This is a genomic window from Bariatricus sp. TF06-38A (assembly GCF_027690675.1).
Taxonomy (GTDB): Bacteria; Bacillota; Clostridia; order Lachnospirales; family Lachnospiraceae; genus Allocoprococcus; species Allocoprococcus comes.
In genome coordinates, this window is record NZ_JAQFCE010000014.1 from 28,981 (window position 1) to 50,977 (window position 21,997).

The window sequence follows — 21,997 nt, forward strand, 5'->3', positions numbered from 1 at the left end:
CGACTCTTGACTGCAGGTTCGTATTTTTCTCTTCTGCTTCTTTAAGTCGTGCCTCCAGTGTTGTTATCCGGCTGTCCGGATCTTCTCCTTCCCGGTACATTAACACACCAAGAATGCCGGCCGTGTACTTCACGATTGCATCGAGCTTTGTGTAGTTTTCATACACAACATCTTCTGTTCCGCGTTCCTGGACGGTCATTCTCTTGGTTGTCATTGTATCAGAGAAGATTGTCTTCAGTTGCTCTTCCGTTGCCGAGATTGTCTTGATCAGAAGTGCACCGTCTGACTGGACTGCTGCCTGCTGGATCTGCAACTCCTGACCGTCATTGAATGTGATTTTCATTTTTCTGTTTGCCCCTTTCTTCTTTTTAGAGGGATTCTGAACTAAATAGCAATTATTTTAATCGAATTGATTGAAGTTCTTGTAAAACAATGACTATTTACATATATAGCAGAACTCATAATAAAAAACATCTCCTGCTAAAGCTTTTTGCCATCTGACATAGAGATCGATTTCACCATTCTTACTAACACTAAGAAGGCAACTGGAATATGTATTATCTTGTGTTATTGCTCCAATATAAAGCTGTTTATCACAGCATGGAGCAGGTACTCCACTTGCAATATTAAGGCCAGCATATACATTAACATTTTTTGTGATTTTGGTGCATCCATTGACCATCACCAAATTCCCAATTCTATTGCACTCAATCCATGAATCGGACATTTTTACGTTAGAAGTATTAAGTGTCACGAGATATGTGTTTATACTCATTAAATTATTGTTTATTGTTGTCTCTGCATTTTTTAATTTGCTATTTAATTCAGTAAGCTCTTCCTTTAACTTGCTGATATTACCGATCACATTGAACAGTGGATTCACCTTTACAATGTTGATTCCATTCAGTTCCACGGTATACAGAGGAAAGTCTGACTGCATTGCACCGGTCAGTATATTTCCATCCACCGCCGTCGGTGCTGTAGCCGTACCGGTAGAATCTTCTCCCTGGATCACAACCAGATCAACCGTTTCTTTTCCGGTGCTATCCTTTGTATACCGGAACACGATCAGATCAACTCTGTTTGTTCCAGAATGTCCATTGTTAATCGTCACCAGTGCACTGTCATTTGCCGGAATCCTTACGTGTCGTCCGTACATAACTGCATCACCATCAGAGATTTTTACAATGTTATTGGACTGTACCTCTGCCTTGAACTGGCTGCCGTTTTCTAATACATATTTTGCACTTCCAAAAATCCCGGCAAATAGTGCACCGTCAGATTCTGCACTAACTGCACGTCCTGTATCTCCTGTATCTAAATAATTTGTTGCCATTGTTATTCCTCACCAACCTTATATGTTATAGTTTCTATGCCATTTTTTATTTTTACAATCTCCTGCGTAACCGGTTCTTTCAGAACAATTCCTGTCGCCCGGTTTCTTCCACCAACAATATCACCGATATCTACATCCAATTTACTGAATGATGCTGAGACAGAATCCAAACTTTTCAGTTCCTTCAGATGTTCAATTCCTTTTTCTTTCAGCTCTGCAGCAGATTCAGAATTTCCATAATCATATGTTTCTGCAATCTCATATTCTCCAAAATATGACTGTTTTTCACTGATCTCTCCTGTCTTATCTACATACAAATCAATCACTGTTCTGGCTGCCAATTCGCCAGCTCCGAGACAGATCAGATGATTCACCCCTCCGGTTTTCTTTTCGATTATGATCTTCATTCCGTAGTCATCGGAATACTCATATTTTTCCGACAGATCTTCGATCTGGACAGCTGATATATTCACACAAGAATCCTTGTCGTTGTAAATTATTTTCAGCTTTGCCCCAACAGCAGACAGCATTTTTACAATGCCTGAATAAGCATCGACGTATCTCGGGAATTGATAATTGCTTATCTGTATTCCGGAAGACGTATCCGGAACAGCAAACATATCTACCAGATCACACCGCTTTATCAGCAATGCAAGAATATCATGTACATCACCGGATACTGTCAGGTAATCTTTTCCGGTGTCCGGTCGGATCACTTTCTTTTCCAGAACACCACGCCAACTTCTTCCGGAATAATATACCTTGGATTTTTCTGTGTCGACTTTTACATCATCCACAATACCGCCGTATTCTTCGTCTTTTACATACCAGATGCATCCGGCACTCATGCAGTGATTTTTCACATTCATTTGAAGCTCAAAGTCATTATTGCCTCCGAGTTCCAGATCAACGGAATATTTTTCAAGGCTCCCTTGTGGAAGCCTGTTTACGTCTGTATACATTACTTCCACAATGGTTCACTCCTTTTGTCAATCAAGATTAGATCGAAAGAAAAACTACCATTCCACGCAACGATCTGCGTACCAGCTACAATTTTCTCAAAGATATAATACTCTTTTACGGCTGACCAAAGAACATTTTCAGCATACCCGTCAGTATGCACCAATTTAACCGTTTTTCTCCGTGAATCAATCTCTAATCGTTCACCGGCATTTAAAGAAACATTGACCTGATAGGTATTGTCTCCAATCTTCACAAGCGGTTTTGATACGGAACCATATATCCGCAGCACAAAATCTGATTCCGTGATACTAACATTATTGATCGAGGAAGATGATACCTGATTCAGATAATAATATCCGTATTTGTATGGATATTTCTTCAGATTATCCATTTCAATCGTCGCGCCTTCTGTCTTCAGGAAATTGTACTCTCTTTCCTGTACCCAGTCCGGATGATCTGTTGCAATGGTGACTTCAATCTCCAGATACCGTTTTGTCAAATACCACTTTGCTTTCTTCGATGCTACGATATAGCAATTAAGGTAATAGCCATCTTGATACAATCTTCCTGACTGTTCCGCAAGAATATCAGATTCAAAGATCTGGAAGATAGCATTTCTTTTTGCAATCCCCTCTTCCTCGGAAGATGCCGAAATGATGATCTTCATTTTCTTTTCCTTGACACCTTTATGAAAGTTGGTAATCTCATCATAATCCGTATCATATTTCCATTCATAATCCCTTAATTCAGAAGATGTAATAAAAATACCACACGAACCAAAGTCAATACTTTGGTTCAGATGGTTCACGTATTTTGCTATATCAAGCATATTTTTTCACCAACCTTGCAATTTCTCTGTTATCAAATTCAACTTCTACACCATTCGTCAGTGCATCAATTAACAGTGTGTACAGTCCTCCGTTACGCATCCAATTATAGATGGCTTCTAGCAATGCCTGGATTGCTCCGTCATCCCTGTTTCCGCTGTTATTCACAGCTTCCTGAATCATGTCCATCAAGTTCTGTGTACCAACTACTGTTTCACTTCCGGCTTCACCACCAGCAAGGAACCTGTTAGATTTCGCATTGTAACCGAAAATAGTCGGCTGATTCAAGATCATACCATCATCCATTGCCTTTTTATACCATTCAATACCAAAGTGTGGAACACTTGGAGGTTTCAAGCTAAAAGAACCACTAATTGAAATATGAGGAAGTTTCAAATGTGGTAATGACCATGAAAAATGCATGATTGATTTTATGTGATTAATCGCATTCGATACAACAGATTTGCACCCATTCCACACATTTGAAAAAACCGCCTTAATGCTATTCAGTACACCGCTCACCGTAGATTTGGCAGCATTCAGACCACTTGAAATAGTGGACTTCACACCGTTGATCACATTAGATACCGTTGACTTGATACTGTTCCAAACACTTGTAAAGGTTGATTTAATGCTGTTCAGTATACTTGAAATAGTAGACTTAATTGCATTGAACACACTGCTGATTACTGACTTAATCGAATTGATTACATTGGTTACAGTCGTTTTGATTGCATTCCAAATATTTGTGACTGCTTCTCTGAATCCATCATTGGTGTTCCACAATGTAATCAAGGCAACCACAAGCCCGGCTATAATTGATATAATAAATACAGCAGGATTTGCAAGCATGGCTGTATTCAATCCGGTTTGTGCTACTGTTGCAGTTTCTTCCACACCTGTTAAAATTCCGATTGCTGTACTCACTGCACTAATCAATGATGCTATTGCCATTGCAACCTTTAAGGTTACGAACCCGGCAGCAACTCCGGCTATAAGAGGTGACCAATCCTTGAACGTTTGAATAATCTTAGGCATATCTTCAATAAGACCACCTAGTTTTTCAAGGAAGTTTTCAACACCGTCCATTCCTTTTTCAAAGAATGTTGTAAAATCAATCTTTTGAATCCAGTCAAATACCCTTTGTAGGGCATCACCGACAGACGTTGCAAACGCATCCCAGTCAACGGTTTCCATCCAGTCCGACAACTGCTGTAAAAATCCCATAACAGTAGGTGCAAGTTTTGAACCTACTTTTGTCAGGATATTTTCAAACAATGCCTGTACTGAACTCCATGAACCTGATATTGTAGTACCTGCTTCAAGTGCTGTTGTTCCGGTTATACCTAAGTTATCCTGAATCTTGTGAATAGCTTCAATCATTTGGTCAAACGTTACGTTATCCAAACTATCAATCTTTTCACCGAGTACACCTGAATCATTTATCAATCGAATCATTTCCGATTGAGTACCGCCATAACCTAGCTTTAGGTTGTCAAGCATTGTGTAATTTTGCTTTGCAAAACCCTGATAAGCGTCCTGTATAGAACCTATGTCAGTACCCATCTTGTTAGCGTTATCTGACATATCTGTGATAGCAAGGTTGGTCAGTTCAACCGCTTTTGCAGTATCACCGCCAAGACCCTGAATCAGTGAAGCAGCAAATGACGTTGCTGTATTCATGTACTGATTTGAACTCATCCCGGCTGTCTTATATGCCTTTTCAGCATAATCAATCAGTTTACCGGAACTGTCTTTGAATAATGTTTCAACACCGCCAACTAACTGTTCATATTCAGCATAGTGACCAACCGCTGATTTTGTCACATCTGCCATTTTTTCAGCTAACTGTGTACATCCTGAAATTACTTTTGTGATTGCTGTAGATGCTAAATTCGCAAGCGTGGCTTTCCATATTGTAAATCCACTGTCTGCATTCTTGGCAGCTTGTCCGGCATCTTCTACTGAATCACCTGCACCATCTGCCTTTTTGTCAACATCTTCCAGTGTTTCAGCTGTGTCCTTTGCAGACTTTGAAACCCTTTCAATGTTGTTCACCGCATCAGCGTAATTGATCGTTATTTTTCCGACCAACGAAAAAATATCCAACGATTAGCCACCCCCTTTCAACGGTGGCACGAATCCATTCAGAATTTTATTTGCTTTTTCCACCTGTAACTTAATCTGTGCATTGTTCATTGTCGGTTCAGTTTGTTCAGTATTTCCACCTTTCGGTGCTGTACTCATAAACCGCTGTTTAAATTCTTCAAAATTTCCAACATCAGCAGCAAGTGGGTTTGCTGTGATTGCACAGTATAAGTCCCACTGTTTATCTTCATTGTCCTGTTTCAGGACTGTTCTAACAGTAGCGTCTAACTTCCCCCGGCTGATTGCTTTATCTAAATAGCTGTAGGGGTTACCATATCTACGGTTGCAGCATTCATCAAATCGTTCTGTTCCGTACCCACTAATTCGGCAACACCCTCGAAAAAATCCATAAGATCATCTTTCTTAGCAAAATCTTTCACCATGACAACAAACTGTTTCAGCTTGAATTTCTTCACATCATCAGCAGTAACCGCTGTACCGTTGTCCCACTCCATACAGTTAGCAAAAAACTTACAGATTTCATTTCTTGCTTTTGAAATGTTCTTGATCAGAATGCCACACACCTTCATAGCAATGACAATACCAACTTCTTTCATATCTGTACCGGATTCCTGCAACTGCTGAATCTCGTCTTTGTCAAATGCACCAATAACCTGTTCTACTCCGATAACTGCAAGAACCTCACAAAAGTCAAATGCGTTATCAACTGTTAAATCCTTAAATTTGAAATCTGCCATGATTATTTATCCTCACTTTCTTTTTTCGATCTGTTTCTTCTACCACCTTTTGCAGGTTTATCCTGTTTTGGTGCAGATGTTTCTTCATGTTCAACAGGTTCAGTCTGTTCACTTACTGTTTCTTGTTCCTGATCTTCTACCTGTTCAGCAGATACAGCAGGTGTTTCCTGCTGCACTACTTCATCAGAAATATCAACCACAAACATTCCTTTGTCCTGAATTTCTGCAAATCTTTCTTCTGTCATATCCAGTTTTTCACCAATCACATGACCTTCACCTGTGTACTTGTCTGTATATTCTCTTACTACTACAACTCGCATAATTCACACCCCCCCTACACAACAGCGTTTGGATAGTAAATAGCAATATCCAACTTGTTTAAGCTGTCATTTTCAAGATCAGCTGTACACTCAAATTTGACAGCAAATGTTGTCTGTTCAGCGTTCTTTGTTTCCAGTTCAAATGCTTCTGTACAGAGTGCGTTCGGTAAAATAATAATTACATTTTTACCGCTTGAAAGTGTTCCAACATATGCAACATTTTCAAGATAATCTGCTTCTGTGATATTTTCCTTAGATACATACTTGACATAGGTTGTATCTTCGGAAGTGGATTTTACAAGGTGTAATGCATTTACAAGAATATCTTCTGTAAGTTCTGTCATCTGACCTTCAAGTGTTGCAGATTCACCAACTTTCTGCTTGCTGACACCTTTGATCAGTACAGTTGCACCATCTACCTCAACATCTAACCACTGTGCTTCATAGTTGAACTTAAGACCACCGGAAGTTGCACCAAGTGGTGTACCAGTCCAACCGCTGCTTGCTTTCTCATACTTAAGATTTTTGTAAATGACACCTGCACCCAAGATCATGTTCTTGATAGTTTCAGACGTGATGCCATGTTTTTTTAATCCCATTCTTTTATGCTCCTTTCCACTCATTTGTATTGAGTGTGATTGTTATTCTAAATAGATCCTCTTCACCTGTTGGAATCATTAAACCGTTCCAATAGGTAATAAAAAAAGCAGTTCCTTCCTGAACTGCCCTTAAATCTTCAAATGCTTTTTTTAATTTGTCATTTATTTCTGCAAGCGGTAATTTTGACCCCCTTGACCAACCGTCAAGTGTAAACACACCGCCTGTATATCCGTCCTCTAATCTGTGTTCAGTTTCATTGAACGAACCGACAAAGTAAGGATAGCTAATTTCACCCGTCCATTCACCAAATTCATAGGGAATACCAAGTTGATCAAGCTGATCAGAAATAAAACCAAGCATATCAACCATAATTAACCCCCTAAATTCTGTTTAATGACATTTACAAGCTGTTTCTTTATCTTTGGGGCTACACTCTGAAATGCTTTAGTGAGTGGTTGTCGTGGTGTTTTTCCGTAAGTATGGTAAAATTTACCGTCTTTCTTACTCTTGTAAACCCAACCGCCTTTTCTTCCGTCACCATGTAGTGCATATTCACCAGTACCAAATTCTTCCCAAATCGCATTTTCAAGGTCTGAACCTACAGCAACAGTTGATTCATCTTTTCCTTCATCAACCATATATTTGTAAGACCCCTTTGTTTGTCCGGTATCAACCCGGCTATTTCTTTTGGTCTGTGCCTGTATTTCACCACCTGCTTCGTGAAGGAATCCAATAACCCCTTCCGATAATGCAGCTTTAATTTTTGCTGTATTATCTGTAAATTCAACTGACATACTACTGACCCCCTATAAATCTTAAATAGATTTCTAAATGATCATGCATATTCATAGGGTCATCAATCAGAAGGATTTCATACACTTCACCATTCACAACCATTCTTGCATTGTCACTTGTCACATCAACGGTTTCCTGTTCATCCGTCTTACTGATTACACCTGTCAGAAAACTGAATGGATTCCAAACCCAATCAGTAGATAGGTTTTTCAGATTGGTAAAGTCACACAAGAAAATGTGTGTACTTTCCTGAACCTTGGCATAAAAAGTTGTATGCTTTGAATCACCTGTTGATAAGTCCAACCAACCTAGTATTGATGTACAATCAACCCATGTGTTTACACGCTCACCTATGGCATTTTTAGCACCGTTCTTTTTTACCTGTAACAATGCTTGAATGTTACCGCCAACGCTCATATAATCAGAATCTAGCCTTTATATAAGGCTTTAAGAATCCAAGTAGGGCAACAGGATAGCCCATAACCTGATTGTTAGCGTCCTGATCAAAGTAAGTTGCACTGTATCTTGACAGCGTTTCAGACTTGACCCCGGTTTTCGGTCTGTTCTTAATATCCCACTTAAGCAGTTCAAGCACACCTGCACGAATATCAGCCGGATATTCCACCTTAGTGATCAGGTTTGTACTTTTATACAACTCCTGATTAACTCTGATGAAATCATCACCAATTTCCGTAATGGTATACAGTCCATCGTTCACCATTGACTGTGAAATCTGAACTGTATCACCCACTTTTAAGAAATCTGATGTTCTAAGCAAACGATTACCCAAACTATCAGCGGTAAATCGAACAAACCGATTCTGAAAATTGTTGTTTGTGTATGCTCTGATCATAAGTTCAGCAGCGTTCAGTTTTTCTTCAATCACCTTTTCATTTTGCACAGCAAATTCAGGTAATATCATTACATCATCAACTGCTAATATCATCAGATCACCCTTTCTTAGACAACTGCTGTACCAACCTTGGACTTGATAAGACCCATCTTAACGTTCTTTGTATTGAACTTAAGGCTGTAGTTTGCAGACTTACCAAGTTCTGCATAAGTCGGTGATTCTTTTGCAATCTGATCAACTGCTAAAGAAAGACCATTCGGATGCAGCACCTTACCCTGCTTTGTATAGAACTTGTCAATACCTGCGGATGCTTCCGGGTCATAGTTGGTTGTATACTGATTCTCATAGTTGTTCTTATCGCAAGATAAAAATGCACCTTCTCCAAACAGATATGTGCTGTAAACCGCATCTGCACCTGCTCCTGTAGCTGTAAATCTATCAGTTACAAGTACGTGTTTACCTGCGATAGTTGGCAATGTAATTTCTTTCTGAATTACACCGTTGACAACATACTTATCATAGTCAACCATTTCCATTTTCTTGTACTCTTTGAAGATCATGGAATGCATAACCATCAGACCAAGACCACCTGCCATATCACCAAGTGCTGCCTGTTCTGCATCGTAAATAGTACCTGCTTCAATGTTTGTCTTAGTACCTTTAGTAAGATCAAGTACATGATCACTAAGTGCTGCAACCGCTAATACTGCCTGTGCAATGTTCATCAGTTCTTTTTCCCAAACCTGACCATAATAACCTGCAATCTTATTTCTGATCAGTGTCATAGGGTCAGCACCAGTTAATTCCTTTGTAAAGTCTTTAGCCTTGAATGCTTTCATTCTCTGAATAAGCATACAAGTCTGTTTGTCACCGCTGATTTCAACAGGTGTGTTGTTTGTTTCACCATCGTTGTTCAGTGCTTCCATACCGCTTTCATTTGCGTCAATCGGTTTATAAATTGGAATTGTTGCCACGTTTCCATGCTCACCGATTAAGTCCATAATAGAACTGTCCTGCTGCACGATACCGGAAGCAATGATTGGTGTAGTCCAGTAGTCAGCTTCCTGCATCATTCCGGTAAATACTTCTTCATCAAAAGCAAAACCGCCAAAATTTCCTGTTCTTGCCATTTAATTCACCATTTTAACCTTTCTTAGTGTACATTTAACTGTTTGAATAACTCCGGGTTTTCCTCTTTGAGTTTCATTCTTTCGTTGTAACCCATCTTAAGGAACTGTTCTTTGGTAACTGTCTTGTCTTTATCCCCACCCGGCAGGTTGTTTTCAAGAACTCTTCTGTTACCATTCTGCTGCTGATTGCTGTTGGATGCTTCAAACATGGTAGGATGCTGTGTTTTAAGACCTGAAATCAGATCATCTTCACCTTTGATTTTTCCATCATCACCAAGTTTGATTTCACCTTTTTCCTTTGCCTTGAATACAAGATAATCAACATCAACCGCACCTGCTGCAACCAACGCAAATTTCAATGCATTTTCTGTTTTCAGTTCTGCATTCTCTTTCTTAAGGTCTGCAATCTCTGTTTCATATGCAGTGATTTTCTGCTGTGTTTCTTCGTCTTTCCCGGCTGACTTTTTCAGTTCTTCAATCAGGTTGTTTGCCTTGGTCAGTTCTGTAGTCTTACCGGAAAGGTCAGTTTCAAGATTGGTGTATTTGTCCTTAGACACATAACCGCCATCAGTAAGATTGACCATCTTGATCAGCTTCTCTTTGTTCTTTTCATCACCGTTATAGGCATTAATTGCCTGTACCAGTTCATCATAGGTAATAGCTTTATCACCAAAAAATGCTTTTAAAAATTCCATGTTCTTCTTCCTTTCTCCGTCATGTTTTTATATCCGGTGTCACCGGGAACGGTCAACAGTTTATATCCCATGTTGCAGGGGTCATTTCAGCAGCAGTTTAAACGTCATAAGCCTTTTTCGGACAAAATAAAAACACCCTTGCGGATGCCTTAAAATACTATTTAACCCATAGTTGGGAGATAATCAGGATCACCAAACCTTTCTACAATACCAAGTGAGTGTGTAACGCTTTCATGTTCCTTTTATCCCCCTTTCTGACCTTATATAACGGTCATATAGGTAATAAAAAAGCAAAGGTGTACACTTCTTTACCTTTGCTTTTTTATTGCCTGTCTTTGAAGAAATCAACCCATTCAGGATTCTCTTCATCAAAGATTTTTTTCTGTTCTGGTGTCAGGTTGTGTGGATAATCAGCAAACATGTTAAACACCTGCTTTTTGTCAAAGCTGAATAACCATTCGCCTACTGAATCGGTATCTTTCCACCAAATCTTATCGTCTGTATTGTTTTTATACCATCTATCATCACTTGACATTCCCTGTCACTCCTTTCTTTTGTTTATTGGTCGCGGTATTTATATACCCCAAAAGTTCTTTAAATTCGCTATTCGCCTTAAATGAATCTACTTCCATGAGAACCACTTCTTTCTCCCATACTTTTCCGGCAAATCTATCAACAGTCTTTCTACACCCGAATCTTTTCTGCAAAGTGGTCACAATGGAACCGTACCTTTCAAACGGCATCCACCCATTCTTTATTGCAGACTGAAGTTCAAGGTATTGTAAACCATCTTCCGTATTCCGGACGATTGAAGCGTGCCTACCAACGCTCATATAATACTCTTTGTTTAATTCTAAGTCACGGAGAATTTTTGCTGTGTCGGATGCCTCTTTTTTCACCTTGAGTATTTCACCCTTTACATTCGGCAAATCTAACATTTTTTTGATATTAGTGTTCATTGAAAAGAAAGACTGTGAGCTACCACCTCTGAAATCCAATACATCCAATCCTGCTTTATTGCCTATATATGCAAAACCGAGTGAAGAACACGAACCTCTTGTCTTATCACCACCGGCCAATCTGTCAATAATCTCATCCGGCGTTAATGGCTTTTCTAAATCCTTAACTTCACGGCAAGTTACTTTATTCACTTTCAGTCCTTCCATCAGTGACTCATATGCCTCTGAATGTCCTTTTGGTACTTCCATTGTATCAGCATCTTCCGGCAACTGACAATATTTCTGCTTAAATTCTTCAAAATCCTTTGATTTATCCAGTCCGAAAAATGCAGCACGTTCTTTCAGTTCTTCCAGCTCATCCTCATCTAAAGCCCATTTTGCACGTTGCAGTAAACAGCACCGACAGTTACAAACGTTCTTTGCAGAACCGCCAACACCCGGTGCTTGCATTTTCTCACCGCCAACATCAAATGGTTCATCAATTTCCCTGATCTGTCCGTCACATTCCCGGTGTTCATCCCTTGTCCGTCCGTCAAGTGTGGAATCCCACTGTTTGACTATATCAGCACCCTTTTTCTTAGCCCCATGCTGACCGTCAAGGGCTGCTTCATTCTGTATTCTATGTCCTTCTGTCCTGGCAATCCGTATTGCATTGTTATATGCTTTACGAAAAGGACTGTTCATACCCTTGGCAATTCTTAATGCCATTTCATTCCATGTTGAACCGCTACTGATTCCCCTTGAAAGTTCAGCACGAATTGAACGTTTCAGATAATCAACATCTTCACCTAAACGCTTATACAGACCGCTTGACAGTTTACTGTTGGTTTTCAATGCTTTGACAACCTGATCTTGCTGAATCGGTATTACAAGCGGTATACCTGTACTTTGCAAATCATAGAACATACCAACGTAACCGTTGATATATGACTGTTCCAAGTAATCAGCAATGGTTGTAAATTGACCTTCATGTAGGTCATAAAGCATTGCTTCAAGCTGATCAACCATCATTTGCTGATATTCCTTTTGGTATACTATACTTTGCAGATTTTCAAGGTCTGTCCTTGCAGACAATTCCCTGATTTTCTGTTCACAATCCTTTTTCGCCTGTTCATATACTCTTTCTAACAGCTTGATTACTTTCTTTTCATCATTAAGCTGTGCCTGTTGTACTTCCTTCTGTGCCTTGTTCACCTATTCCACCGCCTTCATCATCCGGTATAATAGAATCAAGATCATCTTGCACCTGCTGCACCTTATCAGCTTCATTATCCGGCAACTTGTCCTTCACCTTTTCATAATCAACATCAAGAACATCACAAATATACTGAATAATCAGATCATCACCAAAAATCTGTGCCAGTGATAACAGGGTGTTAATTTGTACCTGTTGTTTCTGTGCTTCTGTAAGTTCATTCTGTTCATTTTCCTGTTCATTACTCATTACTTCGTGGGTGAACTCAAAATAAACATCTGTGATCTGATAATCTGTACCGTTCTGCTGATTGATTTCATCAATGCACACTGCCACGATCTTACGCAAGAACCGCTTGATATTCCTTTCAAGGTGTTTACATCTAAGATCAAGCAGTGAATAGGCTGCCTTGATTGCAATATTGGTTGTTGCTGATGTATCTTTCAGACCTGACAAGTTCAGCCCCATACCAAAACGATATATGTTCTTTTCATCCAGTTCCAATTTAACCTTCCGGGCTTCATACGGTACATCTACTGTATGTACTTCAATACCGCCATCTGAACCAACACCAACAATCTTTTTTGTCTTAAGATTCTGCTGCAATTCATCAAGGTTATCACCTTCAAACCCTTTGACTGCATATAATGGATGGTCAAAGTCAATCAGGTTATTGGAAAGACTGGATGCCATAAGGTCATAATCATCAATCAGGTCTTTTACTGCTTTCAGGTTGCTGAACTGTTTCTTGTTATTATCCAACCGGAAGAATGGCAAGAAACCAAGTGAATCAATATAGGTGTTATCATCACCGTCAACCTGATACAGTATATGTGGTCTTGGATTTACCTTGGCTTTATCGTCAAGCTGTATTTCCCCTTCATCTGTCTGAACATAATAAACAACCTGTTCATCATCCCAATCCATGATTTTCTTGATTCTGTGACCTTCCTTGTCAACCCGGTCAACATACCAGTAAATTACATGGTCTTTTCCGTCATCTGCAAATCGTGCTTCTACTTCTACAACACCGATACTGTCAGCACACGTGAATTTCAGCTTGTCAGTGCTGTCTTTCATGGCGTACATATAAGCAAAACCTTTTGTCTGACAGTCTGTAAGCGTTTCTGACAGTTCATCAATAAAATCATCGTTATTATTGAATCTTGCATCAAGTTCACTCTGTAGTTCAGGCACATCACTGAATACAAAATCATCTGAACCTGAAAGGGTGTACTGTGTACCCTGTTCTGTCAGTTCCTTGAAAAATGGGTGTGGTATTCTTACATTTGCCCGGCTTGTATCTTCCACAAGCTGACCATCGGAATTGTAGTAAAACATTCTGTAATTTTTGATATCGTGATCCCCGTCAAAATAGCGTTCACCTATTCTTGCAAAATGCTTTTTCATTGATGCAGCATCTTCATCAATGAACATCTTGATTTCATCAACTGTAAGCACCTTATCACCTCTTTCCTGTTAATCTATACAGTTAAGTCCCTGGAATACTTTCAGGATTTTCGGGAACTGTACCGCAATCCACTGTACCAGCTGTTCATCATTACAGTATTCCGCAAGTCCACACTCATTAAAAAAAGCATGAATCACTTCATGCCTTAACACTTCATTGTATCTGGTTCTCTTATCTTCTTCTGATGCTGACAGTTCCAGCATTTTCTCCATTGCTCTAATCTTTATCAGCTTCGTGTAGATTGCACACTCACCGTCATGCAATGTCTCTTCCAGTGTCTCATCATCTCTGATCAGACCATATTCTGTACCTAAAATTAACATTTTGTATACCTCCCGGCTAAAATAACCAGCCGTTACCTTTCTTGATATATTTTTCCAATGCATATCGCATTGCGTCCATAAGATGATTGAAGTCATCAATAGGGCGGTTCAGTTTATTACCGAACTTGTCCTTGTCCCAAGTATAGTTGCTGATCTCCGTCAAGAAATTCACACATCTTGGGTGTATGATGATTTCAAAGTCCTGAATAAACTGAATACCGCTGTTGATACTGTCCTTACCCTTTTCAGCACCTTTGACCCTAAGACCATAACCCTTTAACTGATCAATAGACTTTGGTTCTGCTGAATCCGCTGTGATTCTTTCCTTTGCATAGCCCATATCATTGATGTTCTGATATATTCGCTCATTGGAAAGACCTGCACTATACATTTCATCCCACACGAATATCTTTTTGTTCTTCGTGTCAATGAATCCACAAAACAATGCAGATGGGTCATTTGTATAACCAAAGTCAAGACCAAAGGCTGAATCAATCTTGTATTGCTGTCTGATCTGTTCCAATGTAAAGGCTTCTTCATGCCAATTCTCATATACAAGACCATCAACAATACCCCAATCACCAAGACCTGCCACTGCATAACGTCTTGGGTTCTGTTTCCGCATGGTTTCAAAAACCTTAAGATCGGCTTTATCTAACCATTCATTGCACTTGTAATTGGTTGTAAGTGCAAGGGTTTCATCATCAGGGTTATCAAAAAACCGTTTCTTCAACCAATGGTGTTCATTCCAAGGGTTGAATGTTACGGTGATCTGTTTGAACAGGTCTGAACCTTCCGGGATTGCACCACGAATAGATTCATCAAGCATATTGAAATCATCTTCACTGCTGATCTCATAGGCTTCTTCAATCCACATCCAACACAATACACCCTGATCAACAGTGATTGATGTTACTTTCAGTGGGTCATCCAGTCCTCTGAAATAAATCTTTTGACCTGTTGGCTTATACGTCATTTCAAGTGGTGATTCTTTTATATCCCAAAAAGCATCAACACCAAGTCGATGTATAGCCCATTTCAGTTCAGTAAAACAGGAATCCTTTAGTGTTCTGTAAGTTTTTCTGACAACTAAGGTATTCGCATCAGGGTACTTCATCATATTGGTGATGTACCATAATGCTGTAGTCTTTGACTTCTTAGATGCACGTGAACCTTTGACTGCCCGATATCTACCTTCCCACCGCCAAAATGTACCGTAACCCTTACCGACTACTTCCGGTAATTTCACATTAACCTTACCGGACTTTGTAGGCTTATAATCTTCCGGCATCAGAATGAACTTCTGATAACCAAATACATATTGACTTGATGGCTGCCTGTATTTAGTCCTCAAGTGCGTCTGCTCCTGAAATAACTATAGGGGCTGTCACATTCACATCTAACTTATCATTCCACATACCTAAATGTTTACCAAGCAATTCAATGGCTTTCAGTTTTGATGCAACCTTGACTTCTCTTTCAACACTTCCACCAAACTGATTATCGGATTCCTTGTATTTTATGCCTTCAATGCAAGCAAGATCATCCCTTGATGCATTTGGAAGAATTTTCCCTGTTTCTGTATCAACAACATCATCAATGTTCACAAAAGCAATACGTGCAAGTTCTAATACAATTCTATCCTGATTGATTCCTGTTCTTTTACTACATTCTGCCATGTGTTCAGCAATAGCCTGTTGAATATTAGGTTTTGTTAGGTTTTCACATCCGATTGCATCCGCTGTTTTTACTGAATAACCTGCCCTAATAGCTGCCTGTGTTGCATTCAGGTCAATCAGGTATTCATCAACAAAACGTTGCTGCTTTTCAGTTAATTTGCCTTTTTTTGCCATAACAACACCGCCTTTCTATCATTTTTATAACAAAAAGTGCTGCAAGGGTGCTAAAACCTCCCACCTTACAGCACATAAGACAATAAGCAATATAATTTTGCATAAAAAATTGCAGGTAATAAATTACCTGCAAAAATTTTTATACAGCATACACTATAAAAGGTCAGCTTGTATTTGTCAAATATGAAATAATTGGTTTTATGTCAGATATGTAAGGTTTTTATAGGTATCTTCAAACGCTGAAAGTGCCTTATTATGCAGTTCTACGGTATATGAATAAGATTTTTTCATTTCCTGTGAAGCAACCTTGACTGTTTTAAACTGCACATACACTTTTGTAAGAATCTGAATCATATTCTTGTCACGCAATCCCCGGATTTCCTTAATGATCTGCTTCTTTGCATCAACAAACTGATCTATTTCTTCATTGATGTGTTGGTCAAACACGGTATACCTCACTACGTCCTTACATAACTTATCACCTACAGGTGAAGTCTGCACTTTGTCCCGGCTGTAATCAATACCGCCTGCACTGCATACATTCATTTTCATATCTGACAGCGTGGCAATATCATCATTTATCTGCATATCTAACACTTCAAGCTGTTTCAGATATTCCCTTGCACTTAATTTCTTCTGATCACTCATTTTTTCCTCACTTTCTACGGTTGGTTACACTTCGGTTACGGTTAAAAATAGCATAAAAAGTGCTTCAAACCCTTATAAATCAAGGAAGTTACGGTTTCTACGGTTACGGTTAAAACTCTATTCTCTATATATTCTTATTTTTACTAAGTTCTATACTATCATAAAATACTAATTATTAAAGAATGTACTTTTAACCGTAGACAACCGTAACCGCCAGTATTTACAAGGGTTTCAACCGTAACCCTTAACCGTAACAAACTGTAACTTTACCGTAACCACTACCACAACAGCACTGATTGGTGCATCGAACTAATGAAACACCTTACCTGATTTTTTATGTTTCAATGTCACCCTTCCAACAATTTCAAACCCTGCAATGTCAACAATGTTCCTGATCACTTGAATCAGTCTGTGGTTACGGTCATTCAGTTCTGCATTTTCTTCCCTTTTAACTGTTGCCATTGCTGCACCTGCTGTCGGATCGACATATCCTTCACTATTTCTATAGGTCATAATCTTTTATATCCTTTCCATGAATCTGTTCATTATGTGTTCAGCAAAGTTCAAATGTAGTGAACCCTGTTTTTGTACATCATCACCGTCCTTTACCGGGCAGTAATCACAATCACCATTTGTAGCACCGAAACAACCCCAACAATTATAAATTTCTTTTTGTCTTTGGTTTATACTTCTTAGCTGTTGCAGCTAATGCCATCACTACAGCACCAAGGATTAACCCAACCGTAAGACCAACGAAAAAACAAACTGTATCTGTTAATACTAACTTTTCCATACTGTCACACCTTTCTGAATATCCTGATAGATTTACCACCTACCTTAGTTACTACTGTTTCAAACCCCAACCGCTTATTGATCTGCTTACTGAACACGATGTTTGACATTGGCTGCATACCACAATCAGCACAAAACACCTGATACCTGCTGTATATGTCACCTGTTGGTTCATCCTCAATCATTTCAACACCGCATTCATCAATAAATGCCTTGATTGGGTTATTTTCATTTTCATATTCATCAATCTGTTCAGCCACTTTTTCAGACTTGGTGAACTCATTGTTTTCAATGATTCTTTTCAGTCCTTCTACACCTACCCTGATCAGATATTCAACTGAACTTTGTTCAACCAACTGATACTTGATATAAGGGTTGTAATCGGGGTCAATCTCACCACTTGATAAATACTTTGTAAATCTTGCGTTGAATGGAATAATCACCAAACGTCTAAGAACTGCCCCTGTCTTATCTTTCATCCTTGGTATATCATTTGCTGAAAACAGCAGCTTCACATAAGGGTTAAACTCAAAAGGGTCTTGCCCTTTTCTTTCTGCTTTGATTCTGTTACCTGTAACTACTTTCTTGAATGTTGCTACCTGTGAACCTTGCAGGAAGTCATCACCAATATCATCACCGATATTTGCCAGTTTTCCGAACATCATTGATGTGCTGAACCTGTCCCCTAATTCCTTAAGGTCAAGTGCTGATATATTCCCATCACCAAGAATTGCTTTGACGCAATCAAGGAATGTACTCTTACCATTGGACTTGTCACCTGTCAGGATGAATGCCTTGCCAAGTTCATTCCTGCGGTAAAAGCAATAGCCAATGCATTCTTCCAGTAATGCCCTGATCGGTTGATCACCGCAAGCTAATTTGTTCAGTGTATCATCAGCAAGTTCACTGTAGGCTTCCGGGTTGTAGTCCCAAGGTATTTGATTGGTAATAACCAAATCCGGGCTGAATGGTTGCATCTGTCCTGTCACAATATCTAATACACCGTTCCTGAATGCTATATAACGTGCATCTGCCTGTGCTTTTTCATCAGCTATAAGTTCCATATACTCTAATACTTCTCTTCGCTGTGTCTTTTTCAGGTTAGGTATCTGATTGATCATAGCTGTTTCAATAGCCTTGTACCCAACCTGATAAATCCCATCTTGATAGATATGTAACTGATTACTTATACTGACTACATTTTCATTGTTCTTAAGCCATGTTGCAAAACGGTCAAACAGGAATGTCTTATCACAAAAGAATACAGGTTTTTGAAATGCTTCATCCCTAAGAATCACTTCCAGTTCATCATCAGATAACGGCTCTTTCAGAACAAATCTGTTCAGAATCCTGATACATTCTCTTGTATCATCAACACTAAAATCATTTGATGTAAGTGTCAGGATATAATTGAATAATGCCTGATTGCGTCCGTCACCTGCATCCATATCAAGAAAGTCAACCGCTGTACGAACCGGGAACAACCATTTTGGAACTTCCTGATATGTTCCACCTTCTTCAATGTCCCACTCAATAAAGCGTTCTTCACCGTCAATCTTGATTACTTCATATGATGAACGTGTACCAAGTTTTATATCTGCAGTCAGACCAACCGCAAGCGGTACGTGTGTCCTGTTCCTTGTAATACTATGATTCTTAAATAAAAAATGTCTGCCCCGGCTTGTACAATACACCCGGCAATCAAGCTGATATTCTTCCACAATGTTCATTAAAATTTCAGACTGTTCAGCATCGTCAATATCTATCAGGATGGTATCATCAGCAAGAACACCACCGAACCCTTCAAGATTCTTCACTTCGTCATAAGTGCGGTATTTTGTCCGGTCTTTGAATGCTTCGATTGCTTTCTTGCCTTTTGTCTTTATGTACCCTTTGTACAACATCCTGTTTCACCATCCTTTAACTAAATTCTTGCATCACCTTTTGGTAAAATACCCTGTTCTTAATATTCTGCTTGTATTCCCGGTTCACCGCTGTAAGAAGTTTCTTTGATTCTTTTAATGATTCCCTACAATCCTTAACCTGTTCATTCCACTTTTCCCAATCTTCATTTTTATGAACAGGTGTGGATTTTTTTAACATATTACGGTTAAACGTTGCAGCTTTTAAGCGATTTTCTAAAATATAAATATTACTTTCAATGTTTGTAATCTTACCTGCAAGTGCTACCTGATTGTTATGAAATTTGTCTTTATCTGTTACACACTGTAAATATTCTTTTATTTGTTCTTCACATTCAGGTGTATAACTCTGTCTGATCAGCTTCAACAGTTTTCTAACCTTTGCAATTTTTCCATCAGATAAAAAATTATCTAAGTGAATAAGCATCTGACCATGATCATATTTGATTGTAATGTCTGTCATGTTCCCACCTTTCCGGTATTATGCTGCAATACCAAATTGTTTCAGTCTTTTTCTTGCTAAATCTATGTACCACTGCTTATCTAATTCCGGTGGTACTTTAACCCCAATTACAGAATCGTTATAAATGAAACTGTGATCAGGTGTGTTTCCAAATTTTTCACCCTTTGGTTTTACAACCTTACGTCTTAACAACCTACCGTCTGTAACACGATTGGAAGCAAACACACGATAAGATTTATAAGTATATTTTTGTGTGGTAGGATATGACCACACTTCTGTTCGTGTACCGTCCCGGTGTTTTGTTGTCTTAATGATCTGACCAGTTCCCTGTTCATGCTCAACCCAGTTATAATTGTTTGACAGCTTCACTATTTTTTGGAACATAATCAAGTCATCACACTGATTGATTGTCTGTTCAACAGGTATCTTTTTCACCATGTAGTCAACCAACGCTTTATTCAGTATTGGTAAGTCATTATCAATAGCAGAAAGTTCTTTGACGTAAGCACCAATTCTTTCAACACCGCCATCAGTACCAATCCAAAGGTAATTGTTTACGTCCTTCTGATAGATTTCTGATATATTGTCAAGTTCAAGCAAGATTGAACATTGTTCAGTAGAACAACGCTGTTCCCACTCCCAACAAATATCATCAACCGTTTCAAAGGCTTCATCAGTGTCAGGAATCCAAATGATCAGACCATCGGTATTTGACTGAATTAGTTCAAGTCCCGGCACTACTTCCAAATGCTCGATTAAGTCAAGCAACATTAACTGACCGTTGATACACATACAGTTGTTGTTGCGTGGATCGTATGCAGCATTGGTTTCATCTTTCATTGCTCCTGAAAGTGCGTTCAGCATTTTCTTATATGGCAACTGTGCTTTTTTCCACTGCTTTGCTTCTGCTTTTCTTCCGGCTTTAGCTGCTGCAACCTGTTTCTTCTTCATAGCTTTTCGTGTGTCATACACCATTTTGAAATTGTTATTGGTTGCTGCCCTTGTAACCAGTCCCCAAGCAATCAGCATTGACGGATAGTAATTGTTTACATCAACATGAAGAATCTGACCTTTCCGATGTATTGGTTTGTCAGATGCACCATGTAAACCACCAAAGCCAAATGTGTGCGGTATTCCGGCAACGACTGTTTCAAAGTTCTGTGACTTGTACCAAGTCTTTTTATCTTTTTTGTCAAAATCTTGTAATCCCATTTCAAGGGCTTCTTTTCTTTTCTCAGCAAACCATTCCTGAACGTATTTGTATTTTTTCAGTTTCAGGCATGGAAGAAAAAAGAAATCAAATTCATCACCAAAATGAGTTTTTGAACACCCAAGAACCTTTGCTGTTATCCGGGCTTCACTGTCACCAATGTCATACAGTGACGTTTCCTTTGGGAATGCCTGTATAATTCCATGAACTGCATTGAACTCACTGACTTTTTCAAGAAATACCTTGATAGTCTGTTCTACGTCATGCCTACAGTATTTAACCGTCTGTTCTATTTCTTCCGGTGTCAGTTTCCTTTTGATACGGAAATCAACATCAGTTTCCTTGATATTTGAACCAAGAAAACCTTCCATTGTTTTAAGTCCGACCGTTTTCATGGTTTCATCATTGCTTGGCATTACATCATAGTTGATCATGGGTAATTTATTGAATGCTCTTGAATATTGCCAACCTTCTTTATTATCAACGATAATCCAATCATTGATTTTTTTAGGATTCATACCAAGCAGAATACCTTTCATGATGTACTGATCATAGTGACGGTTATTAAATCCTACCCATATATCTTTTCTATTTGCTTCATATAAGGCTTTTAGTTTATCAGGGCTATTGATTATCACGTGTTCTTTTTTATTCGTCACATCAATGAATACAGCAAGCCAATCCTTTTCAAAAACCTCAAAATCGTAGAATATCATTTACTAAATCACCCACTTTTTGAAAAGCGGTGTGCGTTTTACACACCGCCTTAAGTGTTATCTACTTTTAACTAAAAATT

Annotated in this window: 27 protein-coding genes; all 27 read right to left on the bottom strand. The window is 38.9% G+C overall.

Annotated features, from left to right (window positions below; all coding sequences use genetic code 11):
* On the bottom strand, window positions 1-343 hold a 343-nt coding region (locus PG418_RS11370), incomplete at its 3' end, for a hypothetical protein (protein ID WP_498837389.1).
* Window positions 344-436: 93 nt separating this feature from the next.
* Window positions 437-1,336: a hypothetical protein gene (locus tag PG418_RS11375; protein ID WP_498837390.1), complete on the bottom strand. Its 900-nt coding sequence runs from the start codon at window positions 1,334-1,336 to the stop codon at window positions 437-439.
* 2 nt (window positions 1,337-1,338) lie between these two features.
* Window positions 1,339-2,307, bottom strand: a complete 969-nt coding sequence (locus tag PG418_RS11380) for a hypothetical protein (RefSeq protein ID WP_498837391.1) — start codon at window positions 2,305-2,307, stop codon at window positions 1,339-1,341.
* Window positions 2,298-3,128, bottom strand: coding sequence for a hypothetical protein (locus tag PG418_RS11385; RefSeq protein ID WP_498837392.1), 831 nt, complete (start codon window positions 3,126-3,128; stop codon window positions 2,298-2,300). Before PG418_RS11385 ends, PG418_RS11380 begins: the two co-directional genes overlap by 10 nt.
* Complete coding sequence (locus tag PG418_RS11390; protein WP_498837393.1) at window positions 3,121-5,235, bottom strand: phage tail protein; 2,115 nt, start codon at window positions 5,233-5,235, stop codon at window positions 3,121-3,123. The genes PG418_RS11385 and PG418_RS11390 overlap by 8 nt, the downstream gene beginning before the upstream one ends.
* A 3-nt stretch (window positions 5,236-5,238) precedes the next feature.
* On the bottom strand, window positions 5,239-5,373 hold the full coding sequence (locus PG418_RS11395; RefSeq protein ID WP_441914041.1) for a hypothetical protein: 135 nt from the start codon (window positions 5,371-5,373) through the stop codon (window positions 5,239-5,241).
* Window positions 5,374-5,525: 152 nt separating this feature from the next.
* Window positions 5,526-5,972, bottom strand: coding sequence for a hypothetical protein (locus PG418_RS11400; RefSeq protein ID WP_498837394.1), 447 nt, complete (start codon window positions 5,970-5,972; stop codon window positions 5,526-5,528).
* 2 nt (window positions 5,973-5,974) lie between these two features.
* Window positions 5,975-6,292 carry a hypothetical protein gene (locus PG418_RS11405; protein ID WP_498837395.1) on the bottom strand — a complete coding sequence of 106 codons (318 nt, stop codon included), beginning with the start codon at window positions 6,290-6,292 and terminating at the stop codon, window positions 5,975-5,977.
* A 14-nt stretch (window positions 6,293-6,306) separates the two neighbouring features.
* The gene (locus PG418_RS11410; protein ID WP_118427124.1) at window positions 6,307-6,891 is read right to left on the bottom strand and encodes a hypothetical protein; all 585 of its coding nucleotides are present in this window, start codon (window positions 6,889-6,891) and stop codon (window positions 6,307-6,309) included.
* A gap of 4 nt (window positions 6,892-6,895) precedes the next feature.
* Window positions 6,896-7,261, bottom strand: coding sequence for a hypothetical protein (locus PG418_RS11415; protein ID WP_118177839.1), 366 nt, complete (start codon window positions 7,259-7,261; stop codon window positions 6,896-6,898).
* A gap of 2 nt (window positions 7,262-7,263) precedes the next feature.
* Window positions 7,264-7,686: an HK97 gp10 family phage protein gene (locus PG418_RS11420; RefSeq protein WP_498837396.1), complete on the bottom strand. Its 423-nt coding sequence runs from the start codon at window positions 7,684-7,686 to the stop codon at window positions 7,264-7,266.
* Window position 7,687: 1 nt separating this feature from the next.
* Complete coding sequence (locus tag PG418_RS11425) at window positions 7,688-8,104, bottom strand: hypothetical protein (protein ID WP_498837397.1); 417 nt, start codon at window positions 8,102-8,104, stop codon at window positions 7,688-7,690.
* Between the two features lie 4 nt (window positions 8,105-8,108).
* Window positions 8,109-8,633 (bottom strand): hypothetical protein, encoded by a 525-nt coding sequence (locus PG418_RS11430; RefSeq protein WP_498837398.1) that lies wholly within the window; start codon window positions 8,631-8,633, stop codon window positions 8,109-8,111.
* Between the two features lie 14 nt (window positions 8,634-8,647).
* A complete protein-coding gene (locus PG418_RS11435) occupies window positions 8,648-9,670 on the bottom strand; it encodes a hypothetical protein (RefSeq protein ID WP_118427120.1) in 1,023 nt (340 codons plus the stop codon).
* Between the two features lie 23 nt (window positions 9,671-9,693).
* Window positions 9,694-10,365 carry a phage scaffolding protein gene (locus PG418_RS11440; protein WP_441914048.1) on the bottom strand — a complete coding sequence of 224 codons (672 nt, stop codon included), beginning with the start codon at window positions 10,363-10,365 and terminating at the stop codon, window positions 9,694-9,696.
* 322 nt (window positions 10,366-10,687) lie between these two features.
* Window positions 10,688-10,900 carry a DUF7675 family protein gene (locus tag PG418_RS11445; protein WP_498837399.1) on the bottom strand — a complete coding sequence of 71 codons (213 nt, stop codon included), beginning with the start codon at window positions 10,898-10,900 and terminating at the stop codon, window positions 10,688-10,690.
* A complete protein-coding gene (locus PG418_RS11450) occupies window positions 10,890-12,518 on the bottom strand; it encodes a phage minor head protein (protein ID WP_498837400.1) in 1,629 nt (542 codons plus the stop codon). Before PG418_RS11450 ends, PG418_RS11445 begins: the two co-directional genes overlap by 11 nt.
* A complete protein-coding gene (locus tag PG418_RS11455) occupies window positions 12,478-13,980 on the bottom strand; it encodes a phage portal protein (protein WP_498837401.1) in 1,503 nt (500 codons plus the stop codon). The genes PG418_RS11450 and PG418_RS11455 overlap by 41 nt, the downstream gene beginning before the upstream one ends.
* 18 nt (window positions 13,981-13,998) lie before the next feature.
* Entirely contained in the window at window positions 13,999-14,313 is a 315-nt protein-coding gene (locus PG418_RS11460; protein ID WP_498837402.1) for a hypothetical protein, read from the bottom strand.
* A gap of 16 nt (window positions 14,314-14,329) precedes the next feature.
* A complete protein-coding gene (locus tag PG418_RS11465; RefSeq protein WP_498837403.1) occupies window positions 14,330-15,667 on the bottom strand; it encodes a PBSX family phage terminase large subunit in 1,338 nt (445 codons plus the stop codon).
* The gene (locus PG418_RS11470) at window positions 15,657-16,166 is read right to left on the bottom strand and encodes a terminase small subunit (protein WP_498837404.1); all 510 of its coding nucleotides are present in this window, start codon (window positions 16,164-16,166) and stop codon (window positions 15,657-15,659) included. Before PG418_RS11470 ends, PG418_RS11465 begins: the two co-directional genes overlap by 11 nt.
* A gap of 198 nt (window positions 16,167-16,364) precedes the next feature.
* A complete protein-coding gene (locus PG418_RS11475; protein WP_498837405.1) occupies window positions 16,365-16,814 on the bottom strand; it encodes a hypothetical protein in 450 nt (149 codons plus the stop codon).
* 309 nt (window positions 16,815-17,123) lie between these two features.
* Complete coding sequence (locus PG418_RS11480) at window positions 17,124-17,327, bottom strand: hypothetical protein (RefSeq protein WP_432333708.1); 204 nt, start codon at window positions 17,325-17,327, stop codon at window positions 17,124-17,126.
* Between the two features lie 145 nt (window positions 17,328-17,472).
* Entirely contained in the window at window positions 17,473-17,607 is a 135-nt protein-coding gene (locus PG418_RS11485) for a hypothetical protein (protein ID WP_498837406.1), read from the bottom strand.
* Between the two features lie 4 nt (window positions 17,608-17,611).
* Complete coding sequence (locus PG418_RS11490; RefSeq protein ID WP_498837407.1) at window positions 17,612-19,510, bottom strand: phage/plasmid primase, P4 family; 1,899 nt, start codon at window positions 19,508-19,510, stop codon at window positions 17,612-17,614.
* Window positions 19,511-19,526: 16 nt separating this feature from the next.
* Window positions 19,527-19,991, bottom strand: coding sequence for a hypothetical protein (locus PG418_RS11495; protein ID WP_432333714.1), 465 nt, complete (start codon window positions 19,989-19,991; stop codon window positions 19,527-19,529).
* Between the two features lie 18 nt (window positions 19,992-20,009).
* Window positions 20,010-21,917, bottom strand: a complete 1,908-nt coding sequence (locus tag PG418_RS11500) for a hypothetical protein (RefSeq protein WP_498837408.1) — start codon at window positions 21,915-21,917, stop codon at window positions 20,010-20,012.
* Between the last annotated feature and the right edge of the window lie 80 nt (window positions 21,918-21,997).

Coding starts and splice junctions, on each gene's coding strand:
- PG418_RS11375 (WP_498837390.1), bottom strand. CDS start 1,336: ATGGCAACAAATTATTTAGATACAGGAGATACAGGACGTGCAGTTAGT.
- PG418_RS11385 (WP_498837392.1), bottom strand. CDS start 3,128: ATGCTTGATATAGCAAAATACGTGAACCATCTGAACCAAAGTATTGAC.
- PG418_RS11395 (WP_441914041.1), bottom strand. CDS start 5,373: ATGAGTACAGCACCGAAAGGTGGAAATACTGAACAAACTGAACCGACA.
- PG418_RS11400 (WP_498837394.1), bottom strand. CDS start 5,972: ATGGCAGATTTCAAATTTAAGGATTTAACAGTTGATAACGCATTTGAC.
- PG418_RS11405 (WP_498837395.1), bottom strand. CDS start 6,292: ATGCGAGTTGTAGTAGTAAGAGAATATACAGACAAGTACACAGGTGAA.
- PG418_RS11410 (WP_118427124.1), bottom strand. CDS start 6,891: ATGGGATTAAAAAAACATGGCATCACGTCTGAAACTATCAAGAACATG.
- PG418_RS11415 (WP_118177839.1), bottom strand. CDS start 7,261: ATGGTTGATATGCTTGGTTTTATTTCTGATCAGCTTGATCAACTTGGT.
- PG418_RS11420 (WP_498837396.1), bottom strand. CDS start 7,686: ATGTCAGTTGAATTTACAGATAATACAGCAAAAATTAAAGCTGCATTA.
- PG418_RS11425 (WP_498837397.1), bottom strand. CDS start 8,104: ATGAGCGTTGGCGGTAACATTCAAGCATTGTTACAGGTAAAAAAGAAC.
- PG418_RS11430 (WP_498837398.1), bottom strand. CDS start 8,633: ATGATATTAGCAGTTGATGATGTAATGATATTACCTGAATTTGCTGTG.
- PG418_RS11435 (WP_118427120.1), bottom strand. CDS start 9,670: ATGGCAAGAACAGGAAATTTTGGCGGTTTTGCTTTTGATGAAGAAGTA.
- PG418_RS11440 (WP_441914048.1), bottom strand. CDS start 10,365: ATGGAATTTTTAAAAGCATTTTTTGGTGATAAAGCTATTACCTATGAT.
- PG418_RS11445 (WP_498837399.1), bottom strand. CDS start 10,900: ATGTCAAGTGATGATAGATGGTATAAAAACAATACAGACGATAAGATT.
- PG418_RS11460 (WP_498837402.1), bottom strand. CDS start 14,313: ATGTTAATTTTAGGTACAGAATATGGTCTGATCAGAGATGATGAGACA.
- PG418_RS11470 (WP_498837404.1), bottom strand. CDS start 16,166: ATGGCAAAAAAAGGCAAATTAACTGAAAAGCAGCAACGTTTTGTTGAT.
- PG418_RS11475 (WP_498837405.1), bottom strand. CDS start 16,814: ATGAGTGATCAGAAGAAATTAAGTGCAAGGGAATATCTGAAACAGCTT.
- PG418_RS11480 (WP_432333708.1), bottom strand. CDS start 17,327: ATGACCTATAGAAATAGTGAAGGATATGTCGATCCGACAGCAGGTGCA.
- PG418_RS11485 (WP_498837406.1), bottom strand. CDS start 17,607: ATGGAAAAGTTAGTATTAACAGATACAGTTTGTTTTTTCGTTGGTCTT.
- PG418_RS11490 (WP_498837407.1), bottom strand. CDS start 19,510: ATGTTGTACAAAGGGTACATAAAGACAAAAGGCAAGAAAGCAATCGAA.
- PG418_RS11495 (WP_432333714.1), bottom strand. CDS start 19,991: ATGACAGACATTACAATCAAATATGATCATGGTCAGATGCTTATTCAC.
- PG418_RS11500 (WP_498837408.1), bottom strand. CDS start 21,917: ATGATATTCTACGATTTTGAGGTTTTTGAAAAGGATTGGCTTGCTGTA.